Raw genomic sequence first — 14,661 nt, 5'->3', positions numbered from 1 at the left:
GGGGTAGATGACCGTTTCATCCCATCTACCGGATCCCGCGTGTCCGCCCACCAAGATCGCCCCGGCCGCGTCGCGTCCGACGTATTGTCAGGCGACCGAAGTCGGGCCTACGGTCGACGGACCCACCCTCTACGCACGTAGACCGCACGCAGACATCCACCGCAGGCAACACCGCCCGCCAACCCTCGGACCGCGGGCCCGCCCCCGGGACGGGCCGCGGAGTTGCGGAGGTACCCATGTCGCAGATCGTCCGTGCCGCCCTCGTCCAGACCCGCTGGACCGGCGACCAGGAGAGCATGATCGCCCTCCACGAGCGGTACGCCCGCGAGGCCGCCGCCCGGGGCGCGAAGATCCTCGGCTTCCAGGAGGTCTTCAACGCCCCGTACTTCTGTCAGGTCCAGGAACCCGAGCACTACCGCTGGGCCGAGCCCGTCCCCGACGGCCCCACCGTGCGCCGGATGCGCGACCTCGCCCGCGAGCTCGGCCTCGTCCTCGTCGTCCCCGTCTACGAGGAGGAGCAGCCCGGCGTCTACTACAACACCGCCGCCGTGATCGACGCCGACGGCAGCTACCTCGGCAAGTACCGCAAGCACCACATCCCGCAGGTCAAGGGATTCTGGGAGAAGTACTACTTCAAGCCCGGCAACCTCGGCTGGCCGGTCTTCGACACCGCCGTCGGCAAGGTCGGCGTCTACATCTGCTACGACCGGCACTTCCCCGAGGGCTGGCGGGCGCTGGGCCTCGGCGGCGCGCAGATCGTCTACAACCCCTCCGCGACCAGCCGCAGCCTCTCCGCCTACCTCTGGCAGCTCGAACAGCCGGCCGCCGCCGTCGCCAACGCCTACTACGTGGCCGCCATCAACCGCGTCGGCACCGAGGAGTACGGCGACAACGACTTCTACGGCACGTCCTACTTCGTCGACCCGCGCGGACAGTTCGTCGGCGACGTCGCCTCCGACAAGGCGGAGGAACTCGTCGTCCGCGACCTCGACCTCGACCTCATCGAGGAGGTCCGCCGGCAGTGGGCGTTCTACCGCGACCGCCGCCCCGAGGCCTACGGCCCGCTGACCGAGGCGTGACGGAGGCGACCCACGTGACCAGCACCCCTGTGACCAGCAGCCCCGCGGCCAACACCTCCGCGACCGGCGCCACGCCCCGCCGCACCGCCGTCCGCGGCGGACTCGTCATCACCGCCACCGAGGAACTGCGCGCCGACGTCCTCATCGAGGGCGAGCGGATCGCCGCCCTCGCCGCCACCGGCAGCGAGGCCGCCCTCGCCTGGACCGCGGACACCGTCATCGACGCGGCCGGCCACTACGTCATCCCGGGCGGCGTCGACGTCCACACCCACATGGAACTCCCGTTCGGCGGCACCCACGCCTCCGACACCTTCGAGACCGGCACCCGCGCCGCCGCCTGGGGCGGCACCACCACCATCGTCGACTTCGCCGTCCAGCCCGTCGGCGGCAGCCTGCGCGAGGGCCTGGACGCCTGGCACGCCAAGGCCGAGGGCAACTGCGCGATCGACTACGCCTTCCACACCATCGTCTCCGACGTCACCGACGCCGTCCTCAAGGAGATGGACACCCTCGTCGACTCCGGCGAGTCCACCTCCTTCAAGCTCTTCATGGCCTACCCCGGCGTCTTCTACAGCGACGACGGACGCATCCTGCGCGCCATGCAGCGCGCCGCCGTCAACGGCGCAATGATCATGATGCACGCCGAGAACGGCATCGCCATCGACGTCCTCGTCGAACAGGCCCTCGCCGCCGGCCGCACCGCGCCCCGCTACCACGGCGAGGTCCGCCGCGAACTGCTGGAGGCCGAGGCCACCCACCGCGCGATCAAACTCGCCCAGGTCGCCGGCAGCCCGCTCTACGTCGTCCACGTCTCCGCCGCCTCCGCGCTCGCCGAACTCGCCCGCGCCCGCGACGACGGTCACCCCGTCTTCGGCGAGACCTGCCCGCAGTACCTCTTCCTCTCCACCGACAACCTCGCCGAGGAGGGCAGCGACGGCTTCGAGGGCGCCAAGTACGTGTGCAGCACCCCGCTGCGCCCCCGCGAGCACCAGGCCGCCCTCTGGCGCGGCCTGCGCACCAACGACCTCCAGGTGGTCTCCACCGACCACTGCCCGTTCTGCTACACCGGCCAGAAGGAACTGGGCCGCGGCGACTTCTCCAGGATCCCCAACGGCCTGCCCGGTGTGGAGAACCGGATGGACCTGCTCCACCAGGCCGTCGTCGACGGACACCTCAGCCGCCGCCGCTGGATCGAAATCGCCTGCACCACCCCGGCCCGGATGTTCGGCCTGCACCCCCGCAAGGGCACCCTCGCCCCCGGCGCCGACGCCGACCTGGTCGTCTACGACCCCACCGCCGTGCAGACCCTCTCCGCCGCCACCCACCACATGAACGTCGACTACTCGGCCTACGAGGGGCGCACCCTCACCGGCCGCGCCCGCACCGTCCTGTCCCGGGGGACCGTCGTCCTCGACCGCGGCACCTGGCTCGGCCGGGCCGGCCACGGCACCTTCCTGCGCCGCGACACCTGCCAGTACCTGGGCTGAGCCCGCCCCCTCGGCCCCGCCGCGCCCGTCTCCTCCTCGGCCCCCGCCGCCTCCTCCTCCCCTCCTCCCCTCCTCCCCTTCCTTCGCCTTCCTTCGCCTTCCTTCGCCTTCCGGAGCCTCCATGGACATCGGCCTCGTCCTGCAGACCGACCCGCCCGCCCGCCTGCTCATCGACCGCATGATCCGCGCCGAGCGGGCCGGGTTCACCCACGGCTGGACCTTCGACTCCTGCGTCCTGTGGCAGGAGCCCTTCGTCATCTACAGCCGCATCCTGGCCGAGACCAGCACCCTCACCGTCGGTCCCATGGTCACCAACCCCTCCACCCGCACCTGGGAGGTCACCGCCTCCCTGTTCGCCACCCTCAACGACATGTACGGCAACCGCACCGTCTGCGGCATCGGCCGCGGCGACTCCGCCATGCGCGTCGCCGGCCGCAAGCCCGCCACCCTGGAGCGGCTCTCGCACGCCATGCACGCCGTCAAGGAGCTGGCCGAGGGCCGCACCACCGAGGTCGACGGCACCGAGATGCGCCTGCCCTGGGTCGGCGAGGGCGCCGAACTGCCCGTCTGGATGGGCGCCTACGGCCCCAAGGCCCTCGCCCTGACCGGCCGCCAGGCCGACGGCTTCATCCTCCAGCTCGCCGACCCCTACCTCACCGAGTACATGGTCAAGGCCGTCCGCCGTGCCGCCGCCGAAGCCGGCCGCGACCCCGACGCGGTCACCGTCTGCGTAGCCGCGCCCGCCTACGTCACCGCCGATGACTCCCCGGACGCCCTCGCCCACGCCCGCGAACAGTGCCGCTGGTTCGGCGGCATGGTCGGCAACCACGTGGCCGACCTCGTCCGCCACTACGGCGAGCACTCCGACCTCGTCCCCGAGGCCCTCACCGCCTACATCAAGGACCGCCAGGGCTACGACTACAGCCACCACGGCCGCGCCGGGAACCCCGACACCGCCTTCGTCCCCGACGAGATCGTCGACCGTTTCTGCCTCATCGGCCCCGTGGACACCCACCTCGCCCGCCTCGAACACCTCCGCACCCTCGGCGTCGACCAGTTCGCCATCTACGCGATGCACGACGCCGTCGAACCCACCATCGACGCCTACGGCACCGCCATCGTCCCCCACCTGCGCACCGGCGCCGTCTAGGGGCCGCGGCGCGGAGGGGCACGGGGCTGCCGCGCGACGGTGGCGGCCGGTGTCAGTCGAAGAAGGTGACCCGGCCGGAGTCCAGGCGGTAGTACGCGCCGACCACCCGCAGCCTCCCGTCCGCGATCAGCGGGCGCAGCAGGCGGTCCTGGTGCAGCGCGGCCACGGTCTGCCTGGTCTGGGCGCGGATGGTGGCCTCGGTCAGCTCGTCCGGCGCCGTCCCCAGACGCACGGCCTCCTCGTAGGGGCGGCGCAGGTCGTGCGCGATGTCGGCCAGGTGACCGGGCAGTTCACGGCCTTCGCGGAAGCACTCGACGGCGGCGGTCACCGCCCCGCAGCGCTGGTGTCCCAGGACCACCAGCAGCGGGGTGGCGAGCTCCGCGGGCCCGTACTCCAGGCTCCCGGCCACCAGCGGGTCGTGGGTGTGGCCGGCGGTGCGGACCACCATCAGGTCGCCCAGGCCCTGGTCGAAGACCAGCTCCGGCGGCACGCGGGAGTCGATGCAGGAGAACACCACCGCGAACGGCTCCTGGCCGGCGGCCAGTTCGACGCGGCGGGCGGCACCCGTGTCCGGGTGGGCGGCCCGGTCGCCGCACCACCTCTCGTTGCCCGCCCGAAGCCTGGCCAACGCCGGCTCGGGTGTGCCCGGCGCTCCCGGCGCTCGCGGTGGCGGCGCCGCGGCGGACGCCGTGTCCCGGGCCGGTACCGCGAGCGCCGCCGCGGTGAACACCCCTGCGCGGACCACCGCACGCCGATCCACCGGCCGCCCCACTTTCTCCGCTTCACGGCTTATGTGACGGGGCATCACAATACTCCCGATGCGCGCCACCGCCGACCACCGCCGACCGCTGGTTGGGGGAGCCCGGTGGGCCTAACGGCCCCCGAACCGGCGCCGCCTGGCGGCCTTGCTCCACCCGCTCGCGGCCCCGTCCGCCGGCGGCCCGCCGCGGGGCGCCGGTGCCGGGCGGTCCACCGGGCGGTGGATCAGCGTCAGTCCGTCGTGGTCCACCGGGTGCCACCGGTGCTCGTGCGTCGCGAACGCGAAGCCCTGCTCCGTGTCCGTGCTGTAGGTGAGGACGGCCCGCCCGCGGCCCCGGTACGTCCGCACCTCCTCCCACAGCACCTCACGGATCCGCGCCGACGGATCGCCGACGAAGACGCCCGGCGAGATCTCGGTGAGCCACCTGGTCAGCAGCCCGCGCAGCCCGGCCGGGCAGTCCGCGAGCACCAGGGTGATCACCAGACCACCTCGCCGCCGTGGTTGCGCCCGCCCGCGACCGTGCCGTCCCGGTCGGTGAGCAGCCGGACGGTGTCGCGGTCCCCGTCCCCGTCCCTGTCCCCGGTCCCGTCGCCGTTGCCGCCGTCGCCGTTGTGCCCGGCTTCCTCCGCCCGCCGGTACGGCGCCAGCAGGCCCCGGATCTCCGCGACCGCCCGCTCCAGCAGTCCGCCCGCCCGGATCCGCTCGCGCAGCGCCCGCCGGGTCCGCCCCGCCACGTCCTGCGGCCCCTCCGCGGCCGCGTCGAACGCCGCCGGGATGCCGAACTCCACCTTGTAGCGGTCCGCCACGTCCATCACGAACGACCGCTCGTTGCCCGAGTGCACGAACCCCAGGGCCGGCGAGCACCCCGCGCCACCACCACCGAGTGCGCGATCCCGTACATGCACTGCGCGGCCGCCGTCACCGCCTGGTTCGGCGCGTCGCCGGCCGCGAAGTCGCCCCGGTCGTACTCGCGCCGCACCCAGCGCACGCCCGTCCGCGCCGCCTCCGCCCGGTAGACGGCCCTGAGCCGGTCACCCTCCCCGCCGAGCATCCCGCGTCTGGTCAGGCCCGCCGGATCCGCCTCGGGGAACCGCAGCCGGTACATCTCCCGCGCCACGTCCAGCCGGTGGCGCCGGTTCGCCCACGCCGTCGCCTGCGCCTCCATCAGCCCGGCCGAACGGGTCAGCGCCCGGCCGCCCGCGTAGTAGCGCACACCGTGCTCGCCCACCCAGACCACGCCCGCGCCGCACTCGCCGAGCACGCTCATCGCCTGGTGCGTCACCCGGGTGCCCGGTCCGAGCAGCAGCACCCCGAGCGTCGCGGACGGGATGTACCGCACGCCGGACTCGTCGGTGGCGGTGATCGCGTTGTCCTCTCGGTGGATCGTGCACCGCTCCAGGTACAGGAACGAGACCCGGTCGCCGATCCGGGTCAGCTCCCGGGGAGAGGAGACCGGCCTGCTCGCCGGAGTCGCGGCCACCCCGTTCACCCCCGCACCGGCGCGAGCGTCATCAGCCCGCACCCGTACGCCTTCGCCTTGCCCAGCCCCGCGGTGAGGGTACGGCGCAGCGCGTCCGGGTCGGTGACGCGCAGCCGGCCGTCGTAGGTCGCGGTCACCAGGGTGACCTTGTGGCGCCCGGCGTGCACCCGGTCGTTCTTGCCGAAGGACACGCTGCGCTGCCGGTGCACGACCAGCTCGTGCTCGTCCCCCTGCGCCAGCAGCCGGCGTTCCGGCGCCTTCTCGACGACGGTGAAGCCGGCCCGCTCCTGCTGCTTCAGCAGCCAGCCCGCCTGGTGGCGCTGGGTGAGGTGGGCCGTCCGCTTGGTCGGCTCGTCGGGGGAGCGGCGGATGCTGTGCACGGGGTTCGCCGTCAGGCGGAACGCCCACGTCGACCCGGCGGCGATGGTGGACAGGAACGCGCCGTAGTCGAAGGTCTGCCAGCCGCCGGTGGTCGGCCAGCCGGCCTCCTCCACCAGGTGGGTGAGATCGGGCCGCTGCGGACTCACCAGGTGGAGCAGCACCTCGGCGCGGGCGTTGTGGTCGATCCGCCACAGCACGCGGGGCGCCGCGTCCGCCGGGGCGGACGCCGCCGGGGCGGGCGCCGCCGGAAGTTCGGCGAAGGATGCCATCACGGCGCCGTGCAGCAGTTGCGGCGAGGAGAGCAACCGCCGGGCCCCGGCGCGGGCGGTGTTGACGCGAAGGCGGGTGAGGAACATGTCAGGCGGATTCCCGTTGGTCATAGGAGGTCCAGGTGGGCCGTCGGATCGTGATCGGGAACGAGCGTCGGCGCGTTGACGACGAAGGAGACCACCCCGCGCAGCGCGTAGCGGCGGTGCCGGGGGTCGAAGCTCAGCGGCAGGTCCCGCAGCAGGTCCGCCCGCGGCTGCTCGGCCGGTTCGGCGTCCGCCCGGACCGGCAGCGCCACCGAGGCCGCGTGGTGCCGCGCCCGGTACCAGGACGCCGCCTGCCACGGCTCCCGCTCCAGGGCCGACCGCAGCCCCGCCTCCCACCGCACCCCCAGGTCCACCGGTCCGCTCGGCGGACACGAGCGGCGGCCCAGGTACGGCAGGTGCACCGGCGCGCGCAGCGCCGCCGCCAGCTCGTCCACCGCCGCGTCCGGGCCCTCCACGGCCGCCACGAACACCGCGTCCGCGAGGTAGAAGCGCTCGGACAGCGGCATGGCCTTGTCGGTGTCCCCGTGGTGGGCCGTCTGGAGGTCCCGGATCCGGGTGCCCGGCTGGTCGGTGCGCACCCCGAACCGCAGCGCGGCCAGGTCGGTGAGGTCGTCCCCCCGGTCCCGCCCCAGCGCGCCGGCGAGCATCCCCAGCACCCCGCTCTTCGTCGGCGCCGGCTCGGTGGTCCGCCGGGCGAACCGGGCGGAGGAACCCCAGGACTGCAGGGGACCGGCCAGCCGCAGCAGCAGCACGCTCACCCGGCCGACCCCGCGAGCCGCTTCGCCACCGCCGCGCCGACCGCCGAGACCAGCTCGCCGAGCCCCACCTCGGCACCGAGCCCGCCGAGGGCGGACGTCCGCCCGCCGACCCGCAGCACCCAGCTGTCCTCGGTCACGGCGCCGAAGGCCCGCTCCACCTCCGGCACGTAGGCGGCCAACTGCGCGCAGGCGCCCGCCACATGGCCACCGGTGAGGCCGTCGCCGCCGGCCTGGACGGCCTCCTCGAACGCCCCGGCGAAGCTGATCGGCCGGGCGGAGCGGACCTTGACGATCACCGCGTCCGGGAGGGTCTGGTTGGCGAAGGTGTTCATCTTGCCGGTCGGGATCGACGTCACGAACGCCTCGACGAACGCCTCCACCGCCCGCCGCACCGGCACACCCGCCGCCTCGTCCGCGCGCAGCCCGTCCCCGAGGTTCTCCCCCAGCCGGTCCACGTCCACGGCCGCGTAGCGGTACAGCGTCGCCGAGTTGAAGTCCACCGTGCCGATCATCCCGGCGCCGGGCTCGTCCTCGGCCCGCTGGTCGTCCACCGCCGTGTAGTAGTCCGACTCGTTCTCCACCGCGTGCACACTGATCGCATGGGCCACCTGCGCGGCGGCGTCCACGTTGATGTCCGAGGCGTCCGCGACCATCCGGCCGAACAGCGCGATGTCCACCGAGTGACGGGAGTTGGCCGCCTCACGGGCCCGCGCCTTGTTCTCCTTGTCCTTGAAGAACTCCTTCAGCCCGCCGGACTCCTTCAGCCCCTCGGCGGCGAGCGCGGCGAGCGCGTCGAGCTGGCGGCTGCTGAGGAACATCAGGTACGAGGACTCCGGCGCCGGGTCGTCGGCCTCGGCGGCCCTCGCCTTGCGCTTCGGCGGCTCCACCTTCGCGCCGGTCGCGGCGCTGATCGTGTCGGCCGCCGCCTGCCACGCCTCCGGCTCCTTCAGCTCCACGCCCAGCGCGGTGATGCGCTCCGCCAGCAGCTCCGCCACCTTCTTGGTGCGCACTCCCAGCTCCGCCGGGTCCAGCAGGCCCTCGAACGCCCGGCGGGTCGCCCGCTTCCACGCCTGGCTGGACACCCGCGCCCGCCGCACCCCGCCGTACACGGCCGTCTTGGGCGAGCCGGTGTCGTCCCGGTTGAGGTTGCTCGGCGGGACGGTCTGCAGGATGTGGACGTCCAGAATGGTGCGGGTGCTCACGATTCGTCCTTGTCGGTGTCGGTGTCGGTGTCGGGGGATTCGGTGGCGGTGTCGGCGGCGGACGCTCCGTCGGTGTCCTTCGAGGGCCGGTAGGCGTGGAAGCCGCGCCCCCAGGAGCGGTTCACCTCGCCCCGGTGGGTAGGCAGTTGCCACCGGTTCAGCTGGTCGGCGAGCAGCCCGTAGTCGAGCGGGACGGCCGCGCGGCGCAGCAGCAGCACGATCTCCCGCAGCCGCTGCGCGAGGATGTCGAAGGTCGGCGCCGAGCCCGCCCGGACGAACCGCTTGCGCAGCGGCTCGTCGATGTCGTCGATCGGCATCAACTGTCGCACCGCACTCCCGAGTTGCGGCCCGCCGGGGCGATGCATCCCGGCGTCGCGGTGCGACTGCTGGTGCAGCGACCACAGGGTCACCGCCGTGTGCATCGCGTTCTCGGCGAGGGCGTCCGACGGCCCGGTCCGCCCCTTCGGGTAGAGCCGCTCCAGGCCGGTCAGGCCCCAGAGTTCGGGCAGGTCGCCGATCCGCCGGCCCGCGCCGCGCCGGATCTGCGCGACCCGGGCGACGGAACGGGACTCGTCGGCGCGGTAGCCGCGCTGCAACTGGCTCACGTGGTCGTGCGTCGCCCCGCCCGCCCGGCCGAGGCCGTCGCGGCGGGGGGAGGGGACGGGGGCGGTGGTCATCGGTCGTCGTTCTCCAGGGAGTCGTCGTCGTTCCCGCCGGGGGCCTCCGGCGGCGTCGGGCCGGCGAGGGCCCTGGCCAGCGCGGAGCGGAACCACAGGAAGGCCAGGGTGTCGTTGAGCCAGATCCGTCCGCCGTTCCGGCGCACCACCACCCGGCCCTCCCGCGCCGCCCGCGGAGCGGTGTCCACCAGCTCCGCGCCCAGCGCGCCGAGGATGCGCCGGGCGTCGAGCCGCCACTCCGCAAGGGCCTGACCGGGATCGGTGCGCCGACCCAACTCCCGCAGCCAGAGGCGGAAGGGGCCGTCGAGTTCGGCGTAGCCGCGCTCGGCCACCACGGCCTTGGGCCCGTCGGCCTCCGTCCCGGCGGCCTGGGCGAGGCCGACCGCGAGATCGACGAGCGCCCGCACACCACCCTCCGCGTCCCTCACCGCGCTCACGGCGTCCTGCCGGTAGGCCGAATCGCCCTCGTGCAGGAGGATCACCGCGAGCGTGACACCGTCGTCCAGGACTTCGTCGATCACCGACTGCTGGGTCCCGTAGACCACGCCCACGGTCCGCGCGCGGATCAACCGCCCGCTGTCCAGCGCCCCGTCGACGGACAGCCTGGCCACCCACTCCAGGACCAACGGGGTCTGGGTCTCCGGCGGCTCGCCCTTCCTCCCGTCCACGGGAGTCACCCGCGACTCCAGGAGGGCCGGCAGGCCGCGCCAGGCCGAGCGGGCCGGGTCGTGCTGACGCGGAAGGTACACCGGCGTCCGGCCCAGCTTCCTCTCCTGGGGGCGACTGCGCCGCCAGCCGGACAGCGGCTCGGTGAAGCGGCGGTCGTGTGGCGCGAGCGGATCCCCGTACGAGAGCACCACCCCGGTCGCCGCGCTCCCGTCGTGGTGCAGGCGGATCCGACGCGACTGCCAGGTGTACAGGTCGCGCGGGCCGGAGGGGCGCTGCGTAGGGTCGGCCACCTCCCGGTCCTGCTCGGCGCCGTACGGCCCGCGCCGCCAGGCCGGCCGGTCCTCGGGGCGGAAGCGGGCCCCGGGGGTGTCCGCGGCCACCAGGTTGAGCAGGAGGGTCTCCCGCAGGTCGTCCCCCTCGGCGAGGACACCGCCGAGGCCGCCGGCCCATCCCGTGCCGAGCGGGTACACCTTCCCGTTCCTCCCCCGACCGTCGCCCACTGCGGCGGACTTGATCCCCGAGGTGTCGAAGGCATGCGCGTGCACCAGCCAGCGCGCCGCCTCGGCGAAGGAGAGCCGCTCGACGGACGGCATCCGCATCGAGAAGAACGGGTCTCCGTTGGGCACGTCGGCCACCAGCCGGTTCAGCGAGGCGACTTCGTCCTTCTCGGTACGCAGATCCGCGACCTGGTAGAACGGGGTCCTCGGGTGCAGCAGGTCGAAGTGTTCGCGGTGGCGGTCCAGGTAGCGGCCGACGGCGGCGAAGGAGTCGGGATCCTCCCAGAGCTCCTCCCAGTCCTCCAGCAGCGCCGGCCCTTCCAGCGCGTCGTGCAGGATCGCCAGCAGCAGCCGCATCAGCGCGAACTCCTGCGTCGGCACGTCCCCGACCAGCCGGCGCAGCGTCGCCGCTTCGGCGAACACCTCGCGCAGCGACAACTCGGCGGTCGTCCCGTCCAGTCGCTGCACCGGCAGCCAGGGGCGGGACACCAGGTCGAACGAGGGCACGCTCTTCACCTACCTCACATCACGGGCTCCGGCCGGATGCACCGCCAGACCGTCGCTCGGGTTGTACTCCAGCTCGAATCCCGCCAGTTCGGCCCGGCCCTCCTCGTCGAGCAGCAGCACCAGCTCGCCGTCGAGCTGCGGACACTCCTTGACCTGCCAGGCGGGGACGAACAGTTGCTCCAGCTCGCCGATCGCCTTGTCGATCACCCAGGGCTTGGAGAAGTGGTAGGGGAGCCGCATACTGCTCGCCGCCAGGGCCTGGGCGGCGTTCCACGTGGGCACGGTCTCGGTCGGCAACGGCAGGCCGCCGCGCCCCCTGTCCAGCCAGGGGAGGGTGGTGAGCCTGCCGTCCGCACGGCGCATCGCCACCATCACCTCCAGGCTCTCGTCCCCGTCGCGCACCTGGGCCCGACCGGGCCGACGGTCGTCCACGTCGCCGACCCCGGCGTCCAGCCAGCCCACCAGCGACCGCCCCGGCGGGCGCACCTCGTCCAGCCGGAACACCTCGGCGCGCGCCGCCTGCTGGGCGTCGGCGAGGCGCTGCGCCCGCGCCGCCTCGGTCATCGCCTCGCTCCACGAGGGCGGGCCGAGCGGCTCGTCGCCGTAGGCGCGCTGGACGAGCGCGTCGATGCCGTCCGGGAGCGAGAGGGGCGCTCCGTCCGCCAGGTGCGGCCACAGCACGGCCGCCGACCGCAGGAGGTGGTGCACGCCGTAGACGGAGGCCGAGCCCCTGACGGGGGCGGGGTGGGGCTGCGCTGCCCAATCCACGCCGGTGACCAGGCAGCGCGCCGTCCGAAGTCCCGCCGGCCGGGCGCTCTGCCCCGCTCCGCGCCGGTGGCGGTGCAGGCGGCCCACGCGCTGGAGCATCAGGTCGACCGGGCACAGGTCCGTCACCATGATGTCGAAGTCGACGTCGAGCGACTGCTCGGCCACCTGGCTGGCGACGACGACGTGCGGCCCGCGCGGCCGGTCCCCGTCGGGTCCGAACCGGGCCAGCAGACCGTCGTCCTTCCGGGCCCGGTCGAGGTCGACGAAACGCGCGTGCGCGACGGTGACGGCGTCGTCCCCGAACCGCTCGCGCAGCCGCTCGGCGGCCTCCAGGACCCGGTCGACGGTGTTGCGGATCACCAAGGCGCAGCCGCCGTCGGCGAGTTCCGTCGCCAAGCGGTCGGTGAGCGAGGTGAGGTCGTCGTCCAGCGGTTCGAGGCGGACGGACGTCCGCCGGGCGGCGTCGGCGGCGGGGCGGCGGGTCAGGGGCGGGTGTCCCGGCGCGACGGCGGTGAGCAGTGGATAGCCGGCGTTGGCCGGCACCTGCCCGTCGTCGCCCGTCCCGCAGTACGCCCGGACCAGGGCACGCCGGGTGGAGGCCGGCAGGGTGGCCGACAGCATCACCACCGGCACCCGGTACGCGCCGAGCCAGGCGAGCACCCGCTCCAGGTAGGTGTTCATGTAGGCGTCGTTGGCGTGCACTTCGTCGATCACGACGACCTTGCCGGCGAGCGCGAGATGGCGCAGTGCGAGGTGCCGGTTCTTGAGGCCGGCGAAGAGCACCTGGTCGATCGTGCCGACCGCGAAGGACGCGAGCATGCCCTTCTTGCGCCCCCGCAGCCACTGGTGGGCGATCAGTCCGGCGTTCTTCCGCTGTGCGCGGTGGCCGGAGGCCTTGGGGCCGTCGACGTCCACGGCCGCGATCCGGCGGCGGTCGGCGGCCATCATGCCGGCGTACTCGTCGTTGAGCGCCGCCTTCGCGTGGGCGAGGAAGACGGTCCGGTCACCGTCGGCGGGCAGGTGGTCCAGCCATGCGGTGAGGCGGGGGAACATCGCGTTGGCGGTCGCGCGGGTCGGCAGCGCGACGTAGCACCCGCCCGCGCCGGTCCTGGCGGCGAAGATCTCGGCGACGGCGAGCGCCGCCTCGGTCTTCCCCTCGCCCATCGGCGCCTCGATCACCAGCAGCCCCGGCACGGGCAGCTCGCGCGCCAGCCGGACGGCCTCCTCCTGCACGGGGCGTGGCGCGCTGCCCGGCGGCAGATCGAACCGCGCGCTCATCAGATCGGCTGCGTCGAGGAGGGATTCCTCCGCCTCCCAGGCGGGCGGCAACTGTAGTCCGTCCCACGCCGATTCGATGCGCTCTTCCTCCGAGCGGGGCCGGTCCTCGGGGAAGTACGGAAAGAGATCCGGATTGCTGGCGATCCAGTCGGCCATGATGACGACGCCGGTCAGGAGCACCTGCACCGGCTGCGGCAGCCTGACGTCCCTGATGGCATCCAGCGGACCGGCGGCCCCGAGTACCTCCGTGCACGCGTCGAGAATCTCGAACTGCACGCTGCGCCACAGCGGTTCGCTCTTTCCCGGGGTGCGGAGCAGGTCCTCGCGAAGTTCGAGCGCGTGCAGCTGGCCGTGGCCCGGCGGCACGCCGTGATGCCCGCCGGCCACCACCGCCCACTGCCCGGCGGTACGGCGGGCCCAGCCGTGCCGTTCCACCAGCCATTTCTGGAGCAGCAGTTGACCGGCCGGCCCGTGCGGCGCCATCCGCCGGTCGTCGCCGTACCGCCTCTGGTCGTGCATCGCCAGCCCGGCTTCCCGCATCCGGTCGGCGAGCCCGTCGACCTGACACGCGAACGCGGGCGTCGCCTTCCCGATGTCATGCGTGGCCGCCAACCACACCGCGAGCTCCCGCGCCCGCCCGTGATCGCCTCCGACCGCCCCGGCGATCAACTCCCGCACGTTCCTCGGAAGCCACTCGTCCCACAACCGCCCCGCGACAGCCCCACTGTCCGCCATGTGCCGCCACAGCGGCAACCACCCACCGGTGTCCTTGTCGGACTTGGCCCAGACGGCACGAGCGGCATCGGACAACCGCGCGGAGAGCCCCGGACCGGAAGACGCTCCAGTCACGCCGTCATTCAACACGGGCGCTGCTCCTAGGGGCTCGGAAGATCAGAAGTGAACGGTCCTGCACGGAGGTGACCGATCGCGGCGCGCTGCTGCCGGTGCCCCCGGCCGCCGGGTGCGCGCACCGCTGTTCGCGGTGCGCACACCCGCTGTCTCAGCGGCGGTTCTGCCGGCGCCTGCTGTGAGGGGCGATGGCGCGGATGGTGGCCGTAACGATGACGGACACGACCACCACGGCTACCACGACGGGGATGCCGACGTCGACGGCTTCGCCGGATCCCATCCCTGCTGACACGCAGGCTGCCAGCAGGGCCGCGAGGGCTGTGATGAGCTTTTGATCTTGCGGGCGTTGGGCCGTACGAGTCGCCATCAAGGCACTCCTTCGATGGAGGGTAGGCCGGGGCCGCCATTGTTCTTCGCAGGAGCAGTGGGCCCGGCCGTCCTCGTTTGGACGGGAAGTCGGCGGAGAGGCGTGGGCGCTCGCTCGCTGAAGTGATCTGACGGAGAGTCGGATCACGAGCCGAAGATCACCCTCGGGCACATCAAGATCGATACCAACTCGGCTTCTGCACAGTAGCGTTGAAGCCTTCTTCGCCCGGACAACGCTGTTCGGTGGAGCCGCCCTGACATTGCACAGCGAAGCTCGGGCAAGCCGTTCGCGCCGAGCCGATCCCTCGGCGAGCCGGCGGCGGTCGTGTTGGGTTCTCCTGTACTCGTCGGTACTGCCAAGCCCGCATGCGCGGGGAGCAGGTCGAGTCCGGGATGCGAGCAGCGCGTGCTCGGTGAAGCGGTGGGGCAAGGTTCGAAC

At 73.3% G+C, this 14,661-nt stretch carries 12 protein-coding genes and 1 pseudogene; 3 read left to right on the top strand and 10 right to left on the bottom strand.

Annotated features, from left to right (window positions below; genetic code table 11):
* Positions 1-236 precede the first annotated feature (236 nt).
* From ABT093_RS06235 to ABT093_RS06225, 3 genes are all read left to right on the top strand, one after another.
* Positions 237-1,079: a nitrilase-related carbon-nitrogen hydrolase gene (locus ABT093_RS06235; protein WP_350560912.1), complete on the top strand. Its 843-nt coding sequence runs from the start codon at positions 237-239 to the stop codon at positions 1,077-1,079.
* A 29-nt stretch (positions 1,080-1,108) separates the two neighbouring features.
* Complete coding sequence (hydA, locus tag ABT093_RS06230; RefSeq protein WP_350561154.1) at positions 1,109-2,566, top strand: dihydropyrimidinase; 1,458 nt, start codon at positions 1,109-1,111, stop codon at positions 2,564-2,566.
* 121 nt (positions 2,567-2,687) lie between these two features.
* The gene (locus tag ABT093_RS06225; RefSeq protein WP_350560910.1) at positions 2,688-3,716 is read left to right on the top strand and encodes a TIGR03842 family LLM class F420-dependent oxidoreductase; all 1,029 of its coding nucleotides are present in this window, start codon (positions 2,688-2,690) and stop codon (positions 3,714-3,716) included.
* 52 nt (positions 3,717-3,768) lie between these two features.
* Here ABT093_RS06225 and ABT093_RS06220 read toward each other — a convergent pair whose 3' ends face one another.
* The 10 genes and pseudogenes from ABT093_RS06220 to ABT093_RS06175 form a co-directional block, all read right to left on the bottom strand.
* Positions 3,769-4,344 (bottom strand): carbonic anhydrase, encoded by a 576-nt coding sequence (locus ABT093_RS06220; RefSeq protein ID WP_350560908.1) that lies wholly within the window; start codon positions 4,342-4,344, stop codon positions 3,769-3,771.
* Positions 4,345-4,587: 243 nt separating this feature from the next.
* Positions 4,588-4,956 (bottom strand): type I-E CRISPR-associated endoribonuclease Cas2e, encoded by a 369-nt coding sequence (gene cas2e / locus ABT093_RS06215; RefSeq protein WP_350560906.1) that lies wholly within the window; start codon positions 4,954-4,956, stop codon positions 4,588-4,590.
* Positions 4,953-5,956: pseudogene (cas1e, locus tag ABT093_RS06210) on the bottom strand (type I-E CRISPR-associated endonuclease Cas1e). Before cas1e ends, cas2e begins: the two are co-directional and overlap by 4 nt.
* A gap of 5 nt (positions 5,957-5,961) precedes the next feature.
* On the bottom strand, positions 5,962-6,693 hold the full coding sequence (gene cas6e, locus ABT093_RS06205; RefSeq protein ID WP_350560904.1) for a type I-E CRISPR-associated protein Cas6/Cse3/CasE: 732 nt from the start codon (positions 6,691-6,693) through the stop codon (positions 5,962-5,964).
* A 20-nt stretch (positions 6,694-6,713) separates the two neighbouring features.
* Positions 6,714-7,409, bottom strand: coding sequence for a type I-E CRISPR-associated protein Cas5/CasD (cas5e, locus tag ABT093_RS06200; RefSeq protein ID WP_350560902.1), 696 nt, complete (start codon positions 7,407-7,409; stop codon positions 6,714-6,716).
* Complete coding sequence (gene cas7e, locus ABT093_RS06195; RefSeq protein WP_350561152.1) at positions 7,406-8,614, bottom strand: type I-E CRISPR-associated protein Cas7/Cse4/CasC; 1,209 nt, start codon at positions 8,612-8,614, stop codon at positions 7,406-7,408. The genes cas5e and cas7e overlap by 4 nt, the downstream gene beginning before the upstream one ends.
* The gene (gene casB, locus ABT093_RS06190) at positions 8,608-9,288 is read right to left on the bottom strand and encodes a type I-E CRISPR-associated protein Cse2/CasB (RefSeq protein WP_350560900.1); all 681 of its coding nucleotides are present in this window, start codon (positions 9,286-9,288) and stop codon (positions 8,608-8,610) included. The genes cas7e and casB overlap by 7 nt, the downstream gene beginning before the upstream one ends.
* A complete protein-coding gene (gene casA / locus ABT093_RS06185; protein WP_350560898.1) occupies positions 9,285-10,961 on the bottom strand; it encodes a type I-E CRISPR-associated protein Cse1/CasA in 1,677 nt (558 codons plus the stop codon). The genes casB and casA overlap by 4 nt, the downstream gene beginning before the upstream one ends.
* A gap of 9 nt (positions 10,962-10,970) precedes the next feature.
* A complete protein-coding gene (cas3, locus tag ABT093_RS06180) occupies positions 10,971-13,856 on the bottom strand; it encodes a CRISPR-associated helicase Cas3' (RefSeq protein WP_350560896.1) in 2,886 nt (961 codons plus the stop codon).
* A gap of 151 nt (positions 13,857-14,007) precedes the next feature.
* Positions 14,008-14,223, bottom strand: a complete 216-nt coding sequence (locus ABT093_RS06175; RefSeq protein ID WP_350560894.1) for a hypothetical protein — start codon at positions 14,221-14,223, stop codon at positions 14,008-14,010.
* Positions 14,224-14,661 lie beyond the last annotated feature (438 nt).

The organism is Kitasatospora sp. NPDC002551 (genome assembly GCF_040296005.1).
In the GTDB taxonomy this organism is placed as follows: Bacteria; Actinomycetota; Actinomycetes; order Streptomycetales; family Streptomycetaceae; genus Kitasatospora.
This window is presented reverse-complemented; position numbering and strand designations above follow the sequence as displayed.